We start from the raw sequence: 19627 nt of genomic DNA, 5'->3' as shown, positions 1-19627 counted from the left end.
TTTGCGTATCTTTTCCGTATCACGCCGCGTGATACGCCATGCAACGGGGCCGCAACGCCCGCACGCAGGGGCGCTTGAATCCGCAACGGCGCAAGGATAGCTGGGGGCCATGACGCATCCTCATCCCATTCTGCTGTCGGGCGCGCCCGAAGGCTATGACGCCCGCCTGATCGCCCGCGAACTGGCGCAGGGCAGCGGCGCGGTGATCCATATCGCCCGCGACGACCGCCGGATGGAGGCGATGCGGCAGGCTTTGGCCTTCTTCGCCCCCGATCTGCCGGTCATCACCTTTCCGGCCTGGGACGTGCAGCCCTATGACCGGACCTCGCCCAATGCGGCGATCTCGGCGGCGCGGATGGCGGTGCTGGCGGGGCTGGCGGCGGGGGCGTTCCCCGAACGCATGGTGCTGCTGACCACCCTGTCGGCGGCCATGCAGCGCGTGCCCGCGCCCGAGGTGCTGAAGGGCGCGAGTTTCGCCGCCCGTGTCGGCGGCCGCGTGGATGAGGGGGCGCTGCGGGCGTTCCTGACGCGCATGGGCTATACGCAAAGCCCGACCGTGACCGAACCCGGCGATTACGCCGTGCGTGGCGGCATCATCGACATCTATCCCCCCGGCCAGCCCGGCCCGATCCGGCTGGACCTGTTCGGCGACGTGCTGGACGGCGCGCGCCGGTTCGACCCCGAGACGCAGCGCACCACCGAAAAGCTGGACGGGATCGAACTGGCCCCCGTGTCCGAGGTGATCCTGGACGAGGCCGCGATCACCCGCTTTCGCCAGAACTACCGCCTGGCCTTTGGCGCGGCGGGCACGGACGACCCGCTGTATGAGGCCGTCAGCGCGGGCCGCAAACACGCCGGCATGGAACATTGGCTGGCGTTCTTCCACGACCGGCTGACCCCGATCCTGGACTATCTGCCCGGTGCCAGCGTCATCGAGGATGACCAGCTTGGCCCGATGCGCGACGCCCGCTGGGAAAGCCTGGCCGACCAATACGACGCCCGGCGCGAGGCGATGGGTCGGCGCGACCGGGTGGATACGGTCTATAAACCGGTCGAACCGGGGCTTTTGTATCTGGACGATGCCGCCTGGCACGCCGCGATGGCGGGGCATCGGCTGGTTCGGCTGTCGGTCAATCCGCTGCCGCCCGGCCCCGGCGTGCTGGATGCGGGCGGGCGGCTTGGGCGGTCCTTTGCCGCTGAACGGCAGATGGAAAACGTCAGCCTGTTCAACGCTTTGGCGGACCATGTTCGCAAACGCCTGCAACTTGGCCCGGTGGTCATCGCCAGTTGGTCCGAGGGCGCGCGCGAGCGGCTGAAGGGCCTTCTGGCCGATGAGGGCGTGCATGATGCGCAGCCGATCCGGGCGCTGTCGGACCTTAGGTCCAAGCTGGGCCTTGCCGTCTGGGCGCTGGATCAGGGGTTCGAGGTCGACAACCGCGATTTCGGCCATCTGACGGTGATTTCCGAACAGGACGTGCTGGGCGACCGCCTGATCCGCGCGCCGCGCCGCAAGAAACGCGCCGAAAACTTCCTGACCGAGGCGACCAGCCTGTCGCCCGGCGATCTGGTCGTGCATGTCGATCACGGGGTGGGGCGCTACAAGGGCCTGGAAACCGTCACCGCCATGGGCGCGCCGCATGATTGCGTGCTGATCGAATATGCCGGCGGCGACAAGCTGTATCTGCCGGTCGAGAATATCGAACTGCTGTCGCGTTACGGGCATGAGGACGGGCTTCTGGACAAGCTGGGCGGCGGGGCCTGGCAGGCGAAAAAGGCGCGGCTGAAGGAACGCATCCGCCAGATTGCCGACCGGCTGATGCGGGTGGCCGCCGAACGCCTGCTGCGCAAGGCCCCGGTGCTGGAAGCGGCCCATCACGAATGGGAGGAGTTCGCGGCCCGCTTCCCCTGGCAGGAAACCGATGACCAGTTGTCCGCCATCGGTGACGTGATCGAGGATTTGCAGGCCGGCCGCCCGATGGACCGGCTGATCGTCGGCGATGTGGGCTTTGGCAAGACCGAAGTGGCGATGCGCGCGGCCTTTGTCGCGGCCAGTGCCGGGGTCCAGGTGGCGGTCATCGCGCCGACCACGCTGCTGGCGCGCCAGCACTACAAGACCTTCGCCGAACGCTTCCGCAACACGGCCGTAACCGTGCGCCCGCTGTCGCGCTTTGTCACCGCCAAGGACGCGGCCCTGACGCGCGAGGGGCTGGCGAACGGCAGCGTCGATATTGTCATCGGCACCCATGCCGTGCTGGCGAAAGCCGTGAAGTTTCAGGATCTTGGCCTCTTGATCATCGACGAGGAACAGCATTTCGGGGTGACCCACAAGGAGCGCCTGAAAGAGATGCGGTCGGACGTTCACGTTCTGACGCTGACCGCGACCCCGATCCCGCGCACGCTGCAACTGTCGCTGACCGGGGTGCGCGACCTGTCGATCATCGGCACCCCGCCGGTGGACCGCCTGGCGATCCGCACCTATGTGTCCGAGTTCGACGCCGTGACGCTGCGCGAGGGGCTGCTGCGCGAACATTACCGCGGCGGGCAGTCGTTCTTTGTCGTGCCGCGCATCAGCGACCTGCCCGAGATCGAGGATTTCCTGCGCGAACATGTGCCCGAGGTCAGCTTCATCACCGCCCATGGCCAGATGGCGGCGGGCGAGCTTGATGACCGCATGAACGCCTTTTACGATGGCAAATATGACGTGCTGGTGGCGACCACCATCGTCGAATCCGGCCTTGATATTCCCACGGCCAACACGATGATCGTCCATCGCGCCGACATGTTCGGCCTGGCCCAGCTTTACCAGATCCGGGGCCGCGTGGGCCGCGCCAAGACCCGCGCCTATTGCTATCTGACGACCAAGCCGCGCAGTCCGCTGACGCCCGGCGCCGACCGGCGGCTGAAGCTGCTGGCCAGCCTCGACAGCCTTGGCGCGGGCTTCAGCCTGGCCGCGCAGGATCTGGACCTGCGCGGGGCGGGCAACCTTCTGGGCGAGGAACAATCCGGCCATATCAAGGAGGTCGGCTATGAACTTTACCAGCAGATGCTGGAGGAAACGATCGCCAAGCTGAAAGCGGGCGAGATTGCGGCGCCCGAGGATGGCCAATGGGCGCCGACCCTGAACCTGGGCGTCGCGGTGACCATCCCTGAAAGCTATGTGACCGATCTGGACGTGCGGCTGGGGCTTTACCGCCGGCTGTCCGGCCTGGTCACCAAGGTCGAGATGGAGGGTTTCGCCGCCGAGCTGATCGACCGTTTCGGCCCCCTGCCGCCCGAGGTCGATACGCTGCTGAAAGTCATGCGGATCAAGGCCTTGGCCAAGCGCGCGATGATTGCGAAGCTGGATGTGGGGCCGCGCGGGGCGACCGTCGCCTTCCATCAGGATCGCTTCCCGAACCCCGCCGGGCTGGTCGAATACCTGACCGCGCAGCGCGGCACGGCCAAGGTCGACGGCAACCGCATCGTGCTGCGCGCCGAATGGAAATCCGAGGCCGAGCGGATCAAGGGTGCCTTCGCCATCGCCCGCGATCTGGCCGAAAAGGTCATCGCCGCCGAGCGCAAGGCAAAGGCGGCGCAGCCTGCCGCAGCGCCGCCCAAGTCCAGACGAGACTAGGGCGCGACCCGTTGCGAACTCAGCCGCGGATCAGCCGCATCAGCGCCGCCGCAAGCGCTGAACAGATCAGCGCCGCCAGCACCGCAGGCAGCGGCGTGCCGTCGAAGGCCAGCCCCACCGGCACCGCGATCGCCACCGCCGCCAAGGTCGAGACCGCCGCCATGATCGAGGCCGTCATCCCCGCGATATGGCCCATCCGTTGCAGCGCAAGCGCGTTCAGATTGCCGAAGGTGATCCCCGCCATGGCAAACAGGCTGACCGCCCAGATGAAGAACAGCGCGAAATCAAAGGGCGCAGGCAGCGGCCCGGCGATCAATGTCACCAGATAGATCCCCGCCACGACGATCTGCATCAGATAGGCGCCGCGCGCCATCGCCCGCATCCCCAGCCGCATCACCAGCCGCGCATTCAGCACCGTGCCCATGCTGGAAAGCAGCGCCAGCCCCGCGAACCACAAGGGAAAGGCCGCGCCGCGCCCGAAACTGTCGAACAATTGCTGCGCGCTGGACAAAAGCGCCATCATCTGCCCGAAACCCAGCGACAGCACGGCGGTGATGATGACCACCTGCCGGTCGCCCAGAACCTCGCGCGTGCCCGCCCACAGGGTCGTGGCGCGGAACGGGCGGCGGGCGGCGACGGGCAGCGTCTCGGGTTGGCGCAGGTTCATCCAGACCGCGCCGATCAGCGCAAAGACGACGAAGGCCGCAAACACCGCGCGCCAGCCCGCCAGCCCGATGATCACCGCCCCCAAGGATGGCGCAAGCGCCGGCACCAGGATGAACACCATCATCACGAAGGACGAGATCCGCGCCATCTCGCGCCCCTCGTAAAGGTCGCGCACCATGGCTTGCCCCGCGATGCGCGGCCCGGCGGCACCAAGCCCCTGGGCAAACCGCGCCGCCAAAAGCAGCGTCAGGCTGTTGGCATAGATCGCCGCAAGCGCCGCGATCATGTAGACCAGAAAGCCGATGTTGATGATCCGCTTGCGCCCGAACGCATCCGACAGCGGACCCGAGATCAACGTGCCAAGGCCCAGGCCCGCCATGAACGCCGTCACCACCAGCTGCGCGCGGTTCACCGCATCAGGCGACAATTCGCCCGCGATCACCGGCAGCGCGGGCAGCATCGCGTCGATGGAAAAGGCGATCGTGGCAAACAGCATCGCCAGCAGGGCGACAAACTCGGGCAGGGGCAGGCGGCGGATGGGCTGGTTCATGTCGGACCTCTGGATGAACCCCCTCTCATCTGCCTGCGCCGGGCCAAGCGCAAGGGCGCATTTGGGCACACCACAGGGACTTTACTTTTCCGACCGTTTCAATCAGAAAAAAACCGATACGACGAAAGGGGGCCGCCATGGCACAGATTTCCACCCGTTTCATCCTTGCCGCCGCGATCAGCCTGGGGCTGACCGGCGCGCTTCTGGCGCCGCGCCCGGTGCTGGGCCAGGACGCCGCAGCCGCCGCGCCGGAAACGCCGCTGGTGCTGGACTATGCCACGTTCGAGGCAACGGTGCCCCATGCCGATCTGACCGATTGCCCCGCCGCCCTTGCCGGGCCCGATCGCTTTTGCCGCATGACCCTGGCCGCCGAGACCATCGGCGTCTGGGTGTTCAGCCTGAATGGCGACCAACCGCTGCTGGCGCTGCAAACCTATGATGTCGAGGAAACCGACATCGCCTTCTAAGGCAAGCCGCGCTTCTTTCTTGCCAAAATACGCTGGGGGGCGCGGCACGCGCGGGGGCAAAGCCCCCTCGACGCCCGCCCGCAGCGCCGCCGGATGTCAGCCGCGATCCCCGTCGTCATCGTCGCCGAAACGGGAATCGTCGTCATATTCATCCTCGCCCTCGCCGACATATTTCGACGACAAAGCGATGGAATGATTGTCATGGACCGGGTTCATGACGACATCAGCGGGCAGTTCGCCGGTCAGCCAGTCGCGGATCTCGACGCGGGCATCGGCCGCATCCTGCCCGGTCAGCTCGGCGATATAGGCGACAAAGGCGCGCTGGTCGCCGTCGATACTGTCCAGCTCATCCTCATCGGCATCGGGCCATTTCTCAAGGATTGCCTCGAAAAAGGCGGGCCAGTTGTCCTGCACATGCTGCCATTTCATCGCTGACCCCCTTTCGCGATCAGAACCCGCTGCTGCCGGCGCCGCTGAAGCCGCCAAACGCCCCCGAGGTGCCTTGCGCCACCGCGGTGATATCCTGGCCGACCCCGGCGACGGTGTTGCAACCCGCCAAGGCCATCAGCGCCGCAACCGCGGCCATCATCGTGAACATCTTCATTTCGCGGCGTCCTTCCACCAGACTTCAGGCATGAAACCGGGCCAATCCCCGTAAAGCGGCAGGGTTTCGGGATAATGCAGATCGGCCTTGTAGGCGATCCGCGTGACTTTCGGATAGGTGACCGGGATCACATAGCGACCGGCGGTCAGCACGCGATCCAGTGCCTGCACGGCGGCCGTGAAATCCTCGGGCGCGGTGGCGGTCAGCATGGCATTCACCATCGCCTCGGCGGCGGGGCTGTTCATGCCCATATAGTTGCGGCTGCCCGGCTCGGTCACGCCCTTGGCACCCCAATACAGCATCTGTTCGTTGCCGGGGCTCAGCGACAGCGCGATCTGGCGATAGATCATGTCATAGGCATAGCTGTTGGTGCGCTCGGCATATTGGGCGCTATCGACGACCGTGACCTTGGGCTGAATGCCCAGACCCTTCAGCGCCTCGGTATAGATGTTCATCATCTGCTGGGATTCGCTGGCGCCCTGGGCCAGCAGCACCTCAAAGGTGAAGGGCGTGCCTTCGGCGTTCTTCAGCACCCCGTCCTGAACCGTCCAGCCGGCTTCCGCCAGCAGCGCCGCGGCCCGGCGCAGACCGCCGCGATCCTGGGCGCGTTCGGCATTGCCCTGGGGCAGGGCATAGCCCTCGATCGTGCCGGGCGGCAGATCGGCGGCAAAGGGCGCCAGCAGTTCGGCCACCTTGCCGGTCGCGGGGCCTTCGCCCATCGCCAGCGGCGAGTTGCAGAAATACGAACAGATCCGCGGATCGGCGCCGCCTGACAGCGTAGTGTTGATGAAGTCGAAATTGAACGCCTCGATCATCGCCTGACGCACGCGCCAGTCGGCAAAGATCGGGTTGCGGGTGTTCATCATCCAACCGATGATCCCCGAAGGCCGCTGATGCGGGATCTCGGCCTTGATGACCTTGCCGTCGCGCACCGCGGGATAGTCATACTGGCTGGCCCATTTGGCGGGGTTCGTCTCGCGCCAGAAATCCAGATCGCCCGCCTTGAAGGCCTGGAACACCACATCGCCATCGCCGAAATAATCGTATCGCACTTCGTCGAAATTGTTGCGGCCCTTGTTCACGGGCAGATCGCGGCCCCAGTAATCGGGGTTGCGCACGAAGGTCACATAGCGGCCCGCCTCGAACTTGCCGATGGTGTAAGGCCCTGATCCGATGGGACTATCCAGGCCGGAGGCGGTGAAGTCCTTGCCCTCCCACTGGGCCTTCTTCAGGATCGGGCGCATCCCCATCAACAGCGTCAGTTCGCGGTCGGGCTGTTTGAAGGTAAAGCGCAGCTTCAGCGGGCCGGTCTGTTCCATCCGGTCGATCTTCGCCCAGGCCCCCTGATAGCGCGGATGCCCCTTGGTCCCCAGCGTCTCATAGGACCACATCACATCCTCGACGGTCACCGGGCTTCCGTCGGAAAACCGCGCGTCGGGACGCAGGGTGAACTCGACCCATGACCGCGCGTCATCGGTTTCGACGGTTTCGCACAGCAGGCAATACAGGGTGAACGGCTCGTCGATCGACCGGGCCATCAGGCTTTCGGTGACATAGAGGCCAAGGCCCCAGGGCGCGTTGCCCTTGAGGATCCAGGGGTTCAGCGAATCGAAGCCGCCCGGTTCGCCAAAGCGAATCGTGCCGCCCTTGGGGGCGTCGGGATTGGCATAGGGCAGGTGGGTAAAGTCCGCCGCCAGCGCCGGTTGGCCATACATGGCGATGGCATGTTTCGGCTCGGCCTGTGCCATCCCTGCCACAGCGCCCAGCAGCAGGGTGATGACGCCCAACCTCACGGTGTTGTTAAGGGTGGGGGATGAAAGCCCCAGATATGCGCTGCGAATCGGGCGGGGGGTCATGCTCTGGCTCCTCATGGCTGAACCGTCTGCGGCGGTTTTTCAGCGTTTTCAGGGGCTAGACTAACCCGGCGTTTACCACAGCGCAAACTTTTCCCTTGGAGGCGCGCGCCCGGCAGCTTATACAAACAGCACTGCTCGATAGGTTTCTTGCCTGTATGAAACCTGCCTCATGACTGGCGCCCGTCCCTTGTGGCGGGCGCTTTTTTTCGCCTGATGCCGCGACTATGTTGGGTGCGCAACTGACGAAAGGTTCATGAGATGACGACCAGCGACAAGCCGCTGAAGGGCAAGACCGCGATCATCACCGGGTCGAACTCGGGCATTGGCCTGGGCATCGCGCGCGAGATTGCGCGCGCCGGTGCCGATGTGGTGATCAACAGCTTCACCGATGATGCCGCCGATCACGATCTGGCCGCGCAGATGGGGGCCGAGTTCGGCGTGAAGGCGCGCTACATCAAGGCCGACATGTCCAAGGCCGATGAGTGCCGGGCGCTGATCGAACAGGCCGGGGGCTGCGACATCCTGATCAACAATGCGGGCATCCAGCATGTCGCGCCGATCCCCGAGTTTCCGGCGGAAAAATGGGATGCGATCATCGCCATCAACATGTCATCGGCCTTTCACTGCACCGCCGCCGCGCTGCCGGGGATGCAGGCAAAGGGCTGGGGCCGGGTCATCAACATCGCCTCGGCGCATGGCCTAACCGCCAGCCCCTATAAATCGGCCTATGTCGCGGCCAAGCACGGCGTGGTCGGCCTGACCAAGGTCACCGCGCTGGAGGAGGCCGGCAAGGGGATCACCTGCAACGCCATCTGCCCCGGCTATGTGCTGACGCCGATCGTCGAAAAGCAGATCCCCGACCAGATGAAGACCCACAACATGTCGCGTGAGGATGTGATCGCCAAGGTGATGCTGTCGCGCCAGCCCTCGGGTCAGTTCGCCACGGTCGAACAGATGGGCGGCACGGCGGTATTCCTGTGCAGCGAGGCGGCGGCGCAGATCACCGGCACGACGATCAGCGTCGATGGCGGCTGGACGGCGATGTAAGGCCGGGCCTGCGGCGGCCAAAGTGTCGCAGGCAAAACCTCTGGGCACTTGATCCAGATCAAGCCAGGCTGCGGGGGCGGGGCGTAAAAGCTGGCCATCGGGTCCAACTCTCCCTGTAGCGGTCTCCCTCCGCACGGACCCAAGGGTCGGGACGTTCTCCCTCGTCCCCCCCAAATGCGCCGCGGGCCTCCCTCCCGCGGCGCTTTTATTTCGCGGGTGAGCGAATGGATCAGGTCACTTTTCACGCGTGCGATTGGGCAGGGCCCGAGCAGGTCTATGGCGACCTGCTGGACTGGCTGGGGGCGCCGGCCTGGCATGGCCGCAATCTGGATGCACTGTGGGACGGGCTGACGGGCGGGCTGCACCGGCGCGGGCCGCCCTATGCGATCCGGGTGACGGGCATCAGCGCAGCCACCCCGCAGGTTGCCGCGCTGCTGGCGGACATGGTCCGGCTCTTTGACGCGGCGCGGGCGGATCACGGGCTGGAGATCGCGCTGATCCTGCAGGATTAGGCCGCCGGTCGCGGGCGGGCAAGGAAGTCGCGGGCGGGCAAAGAAAAAGGCCCCGTCGCCGGGGCCATTCGTCGGTTCTGTCCGTGGCGCTTTACTTCGCGGGGGCCGGGGCGATCATCATCACCATCTGGCGGCCCTCAAGCTTGGGCATCGATTCAACCTTGCCGGCCTCGCCCACGTCATCCTTGACGCGGTTCAAGAGTTCCAGGCCAAGCTGCTGGTGGGCCATTTCACGGCCACGAAAGCGCAGGGTGATCTTCACCTTGTCGCCCTCATCCAGGAACTTCATCACCGACCGCATCTTTACGTCATAATCATGCGTGTCGGTGCCGGGGCGGAACTTGATTTCCTTGATCTCGATGATCTTCTGCTTTTTGCGGGCCTCGGCTTCGCGCTTTTGCTGTTCGTATTTGAACTTGCCAAGGTCCATGATCTTGCAGACCGGCGGCACCGCATTGGGCGAGATTTCCACCAGATCCAGGCCCGCTTCTTCGGCCATCTGCATCGCACGCGCCGGGGTGACGACCCCGACATTTTCGCCATCCGCGCCGATCAGGCGGATTTCCGGGGCGCGGATGCGATCATTGACGCGCGGGCCGGTGTCACGGGTGGGCGGGGCGTTGTGGGGTCTGCGGGCTATGGCGTGGCTCCTTTGGCAGCCTGGGGAATCGAGGCGGAAAATAGTCGTCGCGCGCCGTGGTTTCAACCCGCCGTGGCGCGGCAGACCTTGGAAAACCCGGTTTTTTCCGCCCAAGGCCGCGCCTGCGGCGTGCAAATATGACGATTGCGGTGCTTCCGCAGGCAGCCGGGCTGTGGCACAACGGGTGAAAGGATGTCGCAAAGGGGGCGATGATGCGCTGGCTGATCGGTCTGATTGGGGTGGTTCTGCTGGCGGTGGCCGCCTATATCTTTGTGGCGCCGCAGTTTCTGGGCGGCAATGGTGTCAGCGTGGAAAATCCCGCCGAATCCGCCGCCCCCGCCGTGACGCCGCCGCCCGATGCTGCCCCCGATCAGGGCGGTGAGCCGTCGGCGGGCGGTCTGCCCCCGGCATCCCCCGGCGATACCGCCGCCCGCACCGAGGCCGCCGCCGAGGCTGCCGTCGACGCAGCCCAGGCCGAGGCCCAGGCAGATGCCGCCCGCCGCGAGGCCGCCGCCGCCGAGGCGCGGCGTGTTCAGGCGGTGCTGGACGACCCCGCCGCCCGCGATGCGGCGCTAAGCGTGGCGGGCTATGACGCGGCCGTCGCCGCTGCCGCGATCGACGCGACCAGCCTTGCGGGCCCGCAGAAACTGGCGCTGAAGAACCTGCTGGCCGCCGCCGCCAGCGATCCGCAGATGCTGGCGGGCGCGCTGGATCAGGTCCGCGCCGCGATGGCGCAGGACTAGGGGGCCGTCACGCCCCGCGCGGGTTCAGAAGCCGCGCGATCAAGCTGTCGCGCGTCACCCGCCCGCCGCCCGCGACCGGCAGTTCCGGCGCGTCGGCAAGCGCCGCCATCACCGCCCGCACCGGCAGATCGGCGGGCAAAGGCGCACCCGGCGCGTGCCCCGGCTCGGCCACATCCTGCGCGGTCAGCACCCCCATCGGGTTCATATGCGCAACGAAATCAGCGACATAGGCATTCGCGGGATTGGCGATGATCTGACGCGCGGTGCCGCATTGCACGATCCGCCCGCCCTCCATCAGCGCGATGCGATTGCCCAGTTTGAAGGCCTCATCCAGGTCGTGACTGACAAAGATGATGGTGCGCTTCAGCTTGGCTTGCAGATCCAGCAGCTCATCTTGCAGCCGCGCGCGGATCAGCGGGTCCAGCGCGCTGAAGGGTTCGTCCATCAGCAGGATCGGCGCCTCGGTCGCAAAGGCGCGGGCAAGGCCCACGCGCTGCTGCATCCCGCCCGACAATTCGCCCACCTTGCGGTCGGCCCAGTCGGTCAGCCCGACCAGTGCCAGTTGCCGGTCGACGCGCGCGCGCCGCTCGGGCGCCGCGATGCCCTCCAGCTCCAGCCCAAGGCCCACATTGTCGCGCACGCTGCGCCAGGGCAGCAGGCCGAATTGCTGAAAGACCATGGCGATGTCATGCAGGCGCAGCCCGCGCAGCGTCGCGCGGTCGGCATGGGTGACCGAGACCATGCGATCGTCCGAGCGCACCCGCACCTCGCCCCGGCAGACGGGGTTCAGCGCGTTGACGGCGCGCAGCAGGGTGGATTTGCCCGAACCCGACAGGCCCATCAGCACCAGGATCTCGCCCTCGGCCACGGTCAGGCTGCAATCGTGAACCCCCAGGATCTGCCCGCATTCGGCCTGGATGCGCGACCGCGACAGGCCCTGATCCATCAGCGGCAGGGCGCTGTCGGGGTGATCGCCAAAGACGATCGACACATTGTCGAAAATGACGGCGGCATCGGTCATTCCGGTTTCTCCCACCGCAGCATCCGGTCCAGGATGATCGCCAGAACCACGATCACCAGCCCCGATTCAAAGCCAAGCGCGGCGTTCACCGTGTTCAGCGCCCGCACCACCGGCACCCCCAGCCCCGGCGCGCCGACGAGCGCTGCGATCACCACCATCGACAGCGACAGCATGATGGTCTGGTTCAGCCCGGCCATGATCTGCGGCAGCGCGGCGGGCAGTTCGACCTTCCACAGAAGCTGGCGCCCGGTGGCACCAAAGGCGCGCGCGGCCTCGATCAGCGGGGTGGGGGTGGCGCTGACGCCCAGATAGGTCAGCCGGATCGGCGCGGGCAGGGCAAAGATCACCGTGGCGATCAGGCCCGGCACCATCCCCAGGCCGAAAAAGGTGATCGCGGGGATCAGATAGACGAATGTCGGCAGCGTCTGCATCAGGTCCAGCACCGGGCGCAGCCAGGCGTAAAGGGCAGGGCGATGGGCGGCGGCGATGCCGATCGGAACGCCGATCCCCATGCAGATCACGCAGGCGGCCAGCACTAGCGTCAGCGTCTGGGTGGTTTCCGTCCAGTAACCTTGATTGAGGATGAACAGAAAGCCCAGGACGACGCCCAAGGCGGTCATCCAGCGCCGCTGCGCCAGCCAGGTCAGGGCGGCGAAGGCCGCGATCACGACCAGCGGATGCGGCGTCTGCAAGACCCACAGGATCGCATCGACCAGCCCCTGCAACGCGGCGGCGAGCGCATCGAACAGCCCTCCCGCATGGGTTTTCAGCCAGTCGAACACCGCCCTGGCGCTGCGCCCGACGGGGATTTTCGTGTCGGTCAGAAAGTCCAATCGGCTCTCCCTTGCCCGGTTCTTCCGATCTCGGTTGACCCCCGCAGGACGCATCCTGCGGGGGCGATGTGGGGGTGGGCTGCACGGGTCCGCTCAGCGTTGCGCGCCAGGCCATCGGTCTTGCGCCGCGTGCCGGAGGCGTCAGCGCCTTGCCTTCTGGCCCTGCCCTTGGCCCCTTGCGTGGCTTACTTCAGCGCGGCCTGCACTGCCGCCATCGCATCGCTGCCGTCCTTGGCGGTGACGCCTTTCAGCCACGGCTCCAGCGCCTCGGGATGGGCGGCCAGCCAGTCTTTCGCGGCTGCCGCCGGTTCGGCGCCGTCGTTCAGGATCTTGCCCATGACCTCGTTTTCCATCGGCAGGGTAAAGACCAGATTGTTCAGGAAAACCCCGGCATTGGCGCATTCGGCGGCATAGCCCTTGCGGGTCAGGGTGTGAACCTCGGCGCCGCCGAAGTTCGGGCCGAACACGTCATCGCCTCCGGTCAGATAGGTGATGTCGAAGGCCGCGTTCATCGGATGCGGCTCCCACCCCAGGAACACCACCGGCTGCCCGGCGGCATCGGCGCGGCCGACCTGGGCCAGCATCCCCTGTTCGCTGCTTTCGACCAGGCTCAGCGCCTTCAGGCCGAAGCTGTCCTTTTCGATCATGTCCAGGATCAGGCGGTTGCCGTCATTGCCCGGCTCGATGCCATAGATCTTGCCGTCCAGTTCCTTGGAATGGTCGGCAATCTTGGAAAAATCATCAATTCCCAGGGCTTTGCCTGCGGCATTGGTGGCCAGCGTGTATTTCGCGCCGGTCAGGTTGGTGCGGATGGTGTCGATCGTGCCTGCGTCACGATAGGGCTTCAGGTCGGCCTCCATCGTCGGCATCCAGTTGCCCAGGAACACATCGACATCGCCGGTGGAGAGGGCCGAAAATGTCACCGGCAGTGCCAGAAGTTTCGTCTCGGTCTCATAGCCCAGCCCTTGCAGGACCGTGCTGGCCAGCGCCGTGGTCGCGGTGATGTCGGTCCAGCCCACGTCCGAAAAGGTGATCTTGTCGCAACCCGCCGCCAGTGCGGCGGAGGAGGTGGTCGAGATCGCGACAGCGGCGATCAGGCCGCGACGCAGGGTCTTGGTATGGGTCATGATGGCTCCCTGTTTTTTGTTGATTGACGAGTCAATAAACAATGCCTAGCTGCATCTTGCAACAGATCTGGGGGATCTTATGCCGAAGATTGGGGCAGAGCCTATCCGACGCGCGGCATTAGTCAAAGCGGCGATTGCCGCCGTGGGTGAGGCCGGTTCGCTGGATGTGACCGTGGCGCAGATCGCGCGCCGGGCGGGCATGTCATCGGCCCTGGCGCATCATTACTTCGGGTCCAAGGACCAGATCTTCCTGGCGGCGATGCGCCAGATCCTGTCCGATTTCGGGGCCGAAGTGCGGCGTGGGCTGGCCTTGGCCGGATCGCGCCGGGCGCGGCTGGGGGCGGTGATTGCGGCCTCGTTCACGCCGGTCAACTTTCAGCCCGAAATCATCGGCGCCTGGATGAGCTTTTACGCCATGGCGCATTCCAGCCCCGAGGCGCGGCGGCTGCTGGTGATCTATCAGAACCGGCTGCGATCCACGCTGTTGCACGACCTGCGGCCGCTGATCGGCACGCGCGCCCCGGCGGTGGCCGAGGGGGTGGCGGCGCTGATCGACGGCATGTATCTGCGCGCCGCGCTGGCCCATGACGCGCCCGATGGCGATCACGCCCGCGATCTGGTGCTGGGCCATCTGGCCCGCGAACTGACCCATTCACGCGGCGATGCCTGACAGGGGGGATGCCTGATGATCTGCCAACCGAAAGCCAGCCATTTCATTGATGGCGCCTATGTCGATGATGCGGCCAGTGCGACGTTCGACACGCATTATCCCTTTGACGGCAGCGTGATCGCGCGCCTTCATGAGGCGACGCCGAAATTGATTGACCAGTCAATCAAGGCAGCCCAGACCGCGCAACCCGCCTGGGCCGCGCTGCGGCCGGTGGAGCGCGCGCGCATCCTGCACCGCGCCGCCCAGATCATCCGCGATCGCGGCCCCGAACTGGCCGAACTGGAAAGCCGCGACACCGGCAAGCCGATCCAGGAAACCGAGGTCGCCGACTGGCCGAGCGGGGCCGACGCGCTGGAGTTCTTTGCGGGCCTTGCCCCCTCCGTCACCGGCGACACCATCCCCTTGGGCAGCGATTTCGCCTATACACGGCGCGAGGCTTTGGGGGTGTGTGTCGGCATCGGCGCCTGGAACTATCCCAGCCAGATCGCCTGCTGGAAGGCCGCGCCGGCGCTGGCGATGGGCAACACCATGGTCTTCAAACCCTCCGAGGTGACGCCGCTTGGCGCGCTGAAACTGGCCGAAATCTTCATCCAGGCCGGGATGCCGCCCGGCGTGTTCAACGTCGTGCAGGGCATGGGGGCGGTTGGCGCCGCGCTGATCGGTGATCCGCGCGTGGCCAAGGTCTCGCTGACCGGATCGGTGCCGACCGGGCGCCGCGTCTATCAGGCCGCCGCCGCCGGGCTGAAGCATGTGACGCTGGAACTGGGCGGCAAGTCGCCGCTGATCGTCTTTGACGATGCCCGGCTGGAGGACGCGATCGGCGCGGCGATGCTGGGCAACTTCTATTCCGCCGGTCAGGTCTGTTCCAACGCCACGCGGGTGTTCGTGCAGCGCGGCATCTATGACGCCTTTCTGGCCCGCCTCAAGACCCGCGCCGAGGCGATCGTCATGGGCGATCCGCTGGATCCGGCAACGCAGATGGGCCCGATCGTGACGCCCGCGCAACTGGACAAGATCGCCGGTTTCATCGACCGCGCCACCGCACGTCTGGTGACCGGCGGCACGATCACCGCCCCCTTTGTCGCGCCCACGGTCTATGCCGATGTGACCGACGACATGGAAATCGCGCGCGAGGAAATCTTTGGCCCGGTCATGTCGGTGCTGCCCTTTGACAGCGAGGATGAGGTGATCGCCCGCGCCAACAGCCTGCCTTACGGCCTTGCCGCCGGGGTGTTCACCGAAAACCTGACCCGCGCGCACCGGGTGATTGCGGCGCTGAATGGCGGCACCTGCTGGATCAATGCCTATAACCTGACGCCGGTGGAAATGCCCTTTGGCGGCATGGGCGACAGTGGGTTGGGGCGCGAAAACGGCCGGGCCGCGCTGGAACATTACAGCCAGATCAAGGCGGTCTATGTGGGCATGGGCGCGGTGGAGGCGCCTTACTGAGATGCAGGCAGATTATGTGATTGTCGGCGCGGGCAGCGCCGGGTCGGCGCTGGCTTACCGGCTGGGCGAGGCGGGGCATTCGGTGATCGTGATCGAGGCGGGCGGCAGCGATGCCGGCCCCTTCATCCAGATGCCCGGCGCGCTGTCCTATCCGATGAACATGGCGCGCTATGACTGGGGCTATCAGTCCGAGCCGGAGCCGGGCCTGGGCAATCGTCGTCTGGTCTGCCCGCGCGGGCGGGTGATCGGCGGGTCGTCGTCGATCAACGGCATGGTCTTTGTGCGCGGGCACCGGATGGATTTCGACCATTGGGCCGATCAGGGCGCGACAGGCTGGGATTACGCGGGCGTGCTGCCGTTTTTCAAGCGCATGGAAAGCTGGCACGGCGGCGATGATCCGCAGCATCGCGGCAGCGACGGCCCGCTGCATGTCACGCGGGGGACGCGGGCGAACCCGCTGTTCGACGCCTTCATCGCTGCCGGTCAGCAGGCCGGCTGGCCCCATACCGAGGATTACAACGGCGCGCGCCAGGAGGGGTTCGGCCCGATGGAGGCGACGATCTGGCAGGGCCAACGCTGGTCGGCGGCCTCGGCCTATCTGAAGCCTGCGATGCGGCGGTTCGGCGTGCGGCTGGTGCGGGGGCTGGCGGAAAAGGTGGTGATCCGCGATGGCCGCGCGGTCGGCGTGCAGGTTGATGGGCGTCAGATCGCCGCGCGGGCCGAGGTGATCCTGTCGGCCAGTGCGATCAACACCCCCAAGCTGCTGATGCTGTCGGGCATCGGGCCGGGCGCGCATCTGCGCGACAACGGCATTCAGGTGATCGCCGATCGCGCCGGGGTGGGCGGCAATCTGCAAGACCATCTGGAGGTCTATGTCCAATATGCCGCGCGCCAGCCGATCACCCTGTTCAAATATTGGAACCTGCCCGGCAAGGCCTGGGTCGGGGCGCGCTGGCTGCTGACCGGCACCGGGCCGGGGGCCTCGAACCAGTTCGAGGCCTGCGGCTTCATCCGCACCACGCCCGACCAGCCCTATCCCGATATCCAGTATCACTTTCTGCCGATTGCCGTGCGCTATGACGGCCGCGCGGTCGCGGCGGGCCACGGATTTCAGGTGCACACCGGGCCGATGCGGTCGAAATCGCGCGGCACGGTGCGGCTGGACGGGCCGGATCCCGCGCGCGCGCCGAAGATCCGCTTCAACTATATGTCCCATCCCGACGACTGGGAGGAGTTCCGCGCCGTCATCCGCCACACCCGGACGATCTTTGGCCAGCCCGCCATGGCCGAACATGTGAAACATGAGATCCAGCCCGGCGCGGGCGTCATCAGTGACGATCAGATCGACGCCTTCGTGCGCGATCACGCGGAATCGGCCTATCACCCCTGCGGCACGGCGCGGATCGGGGCGGCGGATGATCCGCAGGCGGTCGTCGATCCGCAGGCGCGGGTGATCGGGGTTGCGGGGCTGCGGGTCGCCGACAGCTCGATCTTTCCGCGCATCACCAATGGCAATCTGAACGCGCCCTCGATCATGACCGGGGAAAAGGTCGCCGATCTGATCCTGCGGGGTGCGTCTTAGGATGTTCTTGACGGTTTTGCTTGATACCGGTCAAAGCCAAGGGCTGACGGGCGAGTTAGGATTCGCCTGAAACATCACCAAAGGGAGATTGCGATGTCCAACACCCCCCACACGCTTCAGGAAGAATTCCCCCATCAGATCGACAAGATCCACGCGCTGAAGGTCGCGAATGCGCATTTCGCCAAGCTGCTGGAGGATTACGACGCGATCAACGACAAGGTGCATCGCGCCGAAACCCGCGTCGATGTGGTGGATGAGCTGGTCGAACATCAGTGGCGCAAGGAGCGCAGCCATATCAAGGACGAGATCGCGCGGATGCTGGCGGCTGAATAAGCGGCTGCGCTGATCGCGGCCGCGGACCGGGGGTTTTCCGCCCCCCGGCCCGCCGGAGGATATGGTGGCCAAGAAGAAGGGGCAGGGCGGTGGTCCTGCCCTTTTCGCGTGCCAGAGGGCTTGCGGAATCGCTTTACAGGAATGCGACCTTTGGGTTAGCCAAAGCGACATCAGGATCGGGAGAATCCGGCGGGGGCGTGCCCTTGACGGTGCCGAAGGAGCAACCGCCCCGGTAAACTCTCAGGCGCAAGGACCGTCCTGATGACAGGCTCTGGAGAGTGGCGGCCCGGTCCAACGGGTTGCCCGCCGAAGGGATAACGATCTCAGGCGCCCGGCGACGGGTAGGGACAGAGGGGGCATCGACCGGACGATCCGTCCGGGGGGATGCCGGCATTTTCACGACCGGCGATGTCAGGGGAGGGGCGCGATGAGCGACCTGAAGCGCACCGGTCTTTATGACCTGCACGTTCGGCTGGGGGCCAAGATGGTGCCCTTTGCCGGCTATGAGATGCCCGTGCAATATCCGCTGGGGGTGATGAAGGAACATCTTCATACCCGTGCGGCGGCGGGGCTGTTCGACGTCAGCCATATGGGGCAGGTGATCCTGCGCGCGCCCTCGGGGAAGGCCGAGGATGCGGCGGCGGCGTTGGAGGCGTTGGTGCCGGTCGATCTGATCGGGCTGGCCGAGGGGCGGCAGCGGTATGCGTTTTTCACCGATGATCGGGGCGGCATTCTGGACGATCTGATGGTGGCCAATCGCGGCGATCATCTGTTCGTCGTCGTCAATGCCGCCTGCAAGGAGGCCGACATTGCCCATCTGCGGGCGGGTTTGCCGGGGATTTCGGTCGAACAGATCACCGACCGCGCGCTGCTGGCGCTGCAAGGCCCGGCGGCGGAAGCGGCGCTTGAGGCTTTGGTGCCGGGTGTCGGCCAGATGCGCTTCATGGATGTCGCGGTCTTTGGCGATTATTGGGTGTCGCGGTCGGGCTATACCGGCGAAGATGGGTATGAAGTCTCGATTCCCGAGGCGCAGGCGGTGGGTTTTGCCGAGGCGCTTTTGTCCAATCCCGAGGTGCAGGCCATCGGCCTTGGCGCGCGTGACAGCCTGCGGCTGGAGGCGGGGCTTTGCCTTTATGGCCATGATATCGACACCACCACCAGCCCGGTCGAGGCGGCGCTGACCTGGGGTATCCAAAAGGCCCGCCGGGCGGGTGGGGCGCGCGAAGGCGGCTTTCCGGGGGCGGATGTGATCCTGCCGCAACTGGCCGATGGCACCGCGCGCAAGCGGATGGGCCTGCGCCCCGAGGGCCGCGCGCCGATGCGCGAGGGGACCGAGATTTACGCCGACGCCGAAGGCGGCACGCCGATTGGCCGCGTCACCTCGGGCGGGTTCGGCCCGACCATCGAGGCGCCGATGGCGATGGCCTATCTGCCCAGCCATCTGACCGAGGGAACCCTTGTCTATGGCGATGTGCGCGGCAAACGCCTGCCCGCGCGGATCGCGCCGATGCCCTTTACCCCCAACACCTACAAACGCTGAGGAGCGACCCATGTCTGTCAAATATACCGAAGATCACGAATGGCTGCGCGTCGAAGGCGATGTGGTGGTGGTCGGCATCACGCCGCACGCCAGCGAGCAGTTGGGCGATGTCGTCTTCATCGACCTGCCCGAGGAAGGCCGCCGCGTGGCCAAGGGCGATGAGGTCGTGGTGATCGAATCCGTCAAGGCGGCCAGCGACATCCTGGCGCCGCTGGACGGCGAAATCGTCGCCGTGAACCCCGATCTGGGCGACAACCCGGGGCTGGTGAATGACGACGCCATGGCCGCGTGGTTTTTCAAGATGAAAGTGGCCGATCTGGCCGCGCTGGACGGCTTTATGGATGAAGCCGCCTATAACGCCCTGATTGGCTGAG

19 protein-coding genes and 1 riboswitch are annotated in these 19627 nt (G+C 66.0%); of the genes, 11 read left to right on the top strand and 8 right to left on the bottom strand.

Annotated elements, in window-relative coordinates; all coding sequences use genetic code 11:
- Positions 1-109: 109 nt before the first annotated feature.
- The gene (gene mfd, locus ACEYYA_RS08850) at positions 110-3613 is read left to right on the top strand and encodes a transcription-repair coupling factor (protein ID WP_374799734.1); all 3504 of its coding nucleotides are present in this window, start codon (positions 110-112) and stop codon (positions 3611-3613) included.
- Between the two features lie 19 nt (positions 3614-3632).
- On the opposite strand, the gene ACEYYA_RS08845 is transcribed toward mfd, so the two are convergent.
- Positions 3633-4829: an MFS transporter gene (locus ACEYYA_RS08845; protein ID WP_374799732.1), complete on the bottom strand. Its 1197-nt coding sequence runs from the start codon at positions 4827-4829 to the stop codon at positions 3633-3635.
- 137 nt (positions 4830-4966) lie between these two features.
- Here ACEYYA_RS08845 and ACEYYA_RS08840 point away from each other — a divergent pair, with 137 nt between their 5' ends.
- Positions 4967-5296: a hypothetical protein gene (locus tag ACEYYA_RS08840; RefSeq protein ID WP_374799730.1), complete on the top strand. Its 330-nt coding sequence runs from the start codon at positions 4967-4969 to the stop codon at positions 5294-5296.
- Positions 5297-5392: 96 nt separating this feature from the next.
- Here the strand turns inward: ACEYYA_RS08840 and ACEYYA_RS08835 are convergent, their stop codons facing one another.
- The 3 genes from ACEYYA_RS08835 to ACEYYA_RS08825 are packed head-to-tail and all read right to left on the bottom strand — an operon-like array spanning position 5393 to position 7648.
- Entirely contained in the window at positions 5393-5725 is a 333-nt protein-coding gene (locus ACEYYA_RS08835) for a hypothetical protein (RefSeq protein ID WP_374799728.1), read from the bottom strand.
- 19 nt (positions 5726-5744) lie between these two features.
- Positions 5745-5900 carry a hypothetical protein gene (locus ACEYYA_RS08830; protein WP_374799726.1) on the bottom strand — a complete coding sequence of 52 codons (156 nt, stop codon included), beginning with the start codon at positions 5898-5900 and terminating at the stop codon, positions 5745-5747.
- Positions 5897-7648 carry an extracellular solute-binding protein gene (locus tag ACEYYA_RS08825; protein ID WP_374800016.1) on the bottom strand — a complete coding sequence of 584 codons (1752 nt, stop codon included), beginning with the start codon at positions 7646-7648 and terminating at the stop codon, positions 5897-5899. The genes ACEYYA_RS08830 and ACEYYA_RS08825 overlap by 4 nt, the downstream gene beginning before the upstream one ends.
- 366 nt (positions 7649-8014) lie before the next feature.
- On the opposite strand from ACEYYA_RS08825, the gene ACEYYA_RS08820 reads away from it, so the two are divergent.
- Both ACEYYA_RS08820 and ACEYYA_RS08815 read left to right on the top strand, forming a co-directional pair.
- Complete coding sequence (locus tag ACEYYA_RS08820) at positions 8015-8803, top strand: 3-hydroxybutyrate dehydrogenase (RefSeq protein WP_374799724.1); 789 nt, start codon at positions 8015-8017, stop codon at positions 8801-8803.
- Positions 8804-9027: 224 nt separating this feature from the next.
- The gene (locus ACEYYA_RS08815; RefSeq protein ID WP_374799722.1) at positions 9028-9315 is read left to right on the top strand and encodes a barstar family protein; all 288 of its coding nucleotides are present in this window, start codon (positions 9028-9030) and stop codon (positions 9313-9315) included.
- Positions 9316-9406: 91 nt separating this feature from the next.
- Here the strand turns inward: ACEYYA_RS08815 and infC are convergent, their stop codons facing one another.
- A complete protein-coding gene (gene infC, locus ACEYYA_RS08810) occupies positions 9407-10021 on the bottom strand; it encodes a translation initiation factor IF-3 (protein ID WP_459349875.1) in 615 nt (204 codons plus the stop codon).
- Positions 10022-10167: 146 nt separating this feature from the next.
- Between infC and ACEYYA_RS08805 the strand changes: the two genes are divergently transcribed.
- Positions 10168-10698: a hypothetical protein gene (locus ACEYYA_RS08805; RefSeq protein WP_374799720.1), complete on the top strand. Its 531-nt coding sequence runs from the start codon at positions 10168-10170 to the stop codon at positions 10696-10698.
- A gap of 7 nt (positions 10699-10705) precedes the next feature.
- On the opposite strand, the gene choV is transcribed toward ACEYYA_RS08805, so the two are convergent.
- The 3 genes from choV to choX form a co-directional block, all read right to left on the bottom strand.
- Positions 10706-11719 carry a choline ABC transporter ATP-binding protein gene (choV, locus tag ACEYYA_RS08800; protein WP_374799718.1) on the bottom strand — a complete coding sequence of 338 codons (1014 nt, stop codon included), beginning with the start codon at positions 11717-11719 and terminating at the stop codon, positions 10706-10708.
- Positions 11716-12552 (bottom strand): choline ABC transporter permease subunit, encoded by an 837-nt coding sequence (gene choW / locus ACEYYA_RS08795; protein WP_374799716.1) that lies wholly within the window; start codon positions 12550-12552, stop codon positions 11716-11718. The genes choV and choW overlap by 4 nt, the downstream gene beginning before the upstream one ends.
- Positions 12553-12737: 185 nt before the next feature.
- The gene (gene choX / locus ACEYYA_RS08790; protein ID WP_374799714.1) at positions 12738-13679 is read right to left on the bottom strand and encodes a choline ABC transporter substrate-binding protein; all 942 of its coding nucleotides are present in this window, start codon (positions 13677-13679) and stop codon (positions 12738-12740) included.
- A 79-nt stretch (positions 13680-13758) separates the two neighbouring features.
- On the opposite strand from choX, the gene betI reads away from it, so the two are divergent.
- From betI to gcvH, 6 genes are all read left to right on the top strand, one after another.
- Positions 13759-14349, top strand: a complete 591-nt coding sequence (gene betI / locus ACEYYA_RS08785) for a choline-binding transcriptional repressor BetI (RefSeq protein WP_374799712.1) — start codon at positions 13759-13761, stop codon at positions 14347-14349.
- Between the two features lie 15 nt (positions 14350-14364).
- Positions 14365-15798, top strand: coding sequence for a betaine-aldehyde dehydrogenase (betB, locus tag ACEYYA_RS08780; RefSeq protein WP_374799710.1), 1434 nt, complete (start codon positions 14365-14367; stop codon positions 15796-15798).
- 1 nt (position 15799) lies between these two features.
- Entirely contained in the window at positions 15800-17380 is a 1581-nt protein-coding gene (betA, locus tag ACEYYA_RS08775) for a choline dehydrogenase (RefSeq protein ID WP_374799708.1), read from the top strand.
- 93 nt (positions 17381-17473) lie between these two features.
- Positions 17474-17713: a YdcH family protein gene (locus tag ACEYYA_RS08770; RefSeq protein ID WP_374799707.1), complete on the top strand. Its 240-nt coding sequence runs from the start codon at positions 17474-17476 to the stop codon at positions 17711-17713.
- Positions 17714-17880: 167 nt separating this feature from the next.
- A riboswitch (glycine riboswitch) is annotated at positions 17881-17978 on the top strand.
- A gap of 162 nt (positions 17979-18140) precedes the next feature.
- Entirely contained in the window at positions 18141-19253 is a 1113-nt protein-coding gene (gcvT, locus tag ACEYYA_RS08765; RefSeq protein WP_374799705.1) for a glycine cleavage system aminomethyltransferase GcvT, read from the top strand.
- Positions 19254-19263: 10 nt separating this feature from the next.
- Entirely contained in the window at positions 19264-19626 is a 363-nt protein-coding gene (gene gcvH / locus ACEYYA_RS08760; RefSeq protein WP_374799703.1) for a glycine cleavage system protein GcvH, read from the top strand.
- The last annotated feature ends 1 nt before the right edge of the window (position 19627 follow it).

The organism is Paracoccus zhouxuedongae (assembly GCF_041927815.1).
Classification (GTDB): Bacteria; Pseudomonadota; Alphaproteobacteria; order Rhodobacterales; family Rhodobacteraceae; genus Paracoccus.
Note: the sequence above shows the minus strand (reverse complement) of the source record. Positions and strands in the feature narration are given on the sequence as shown.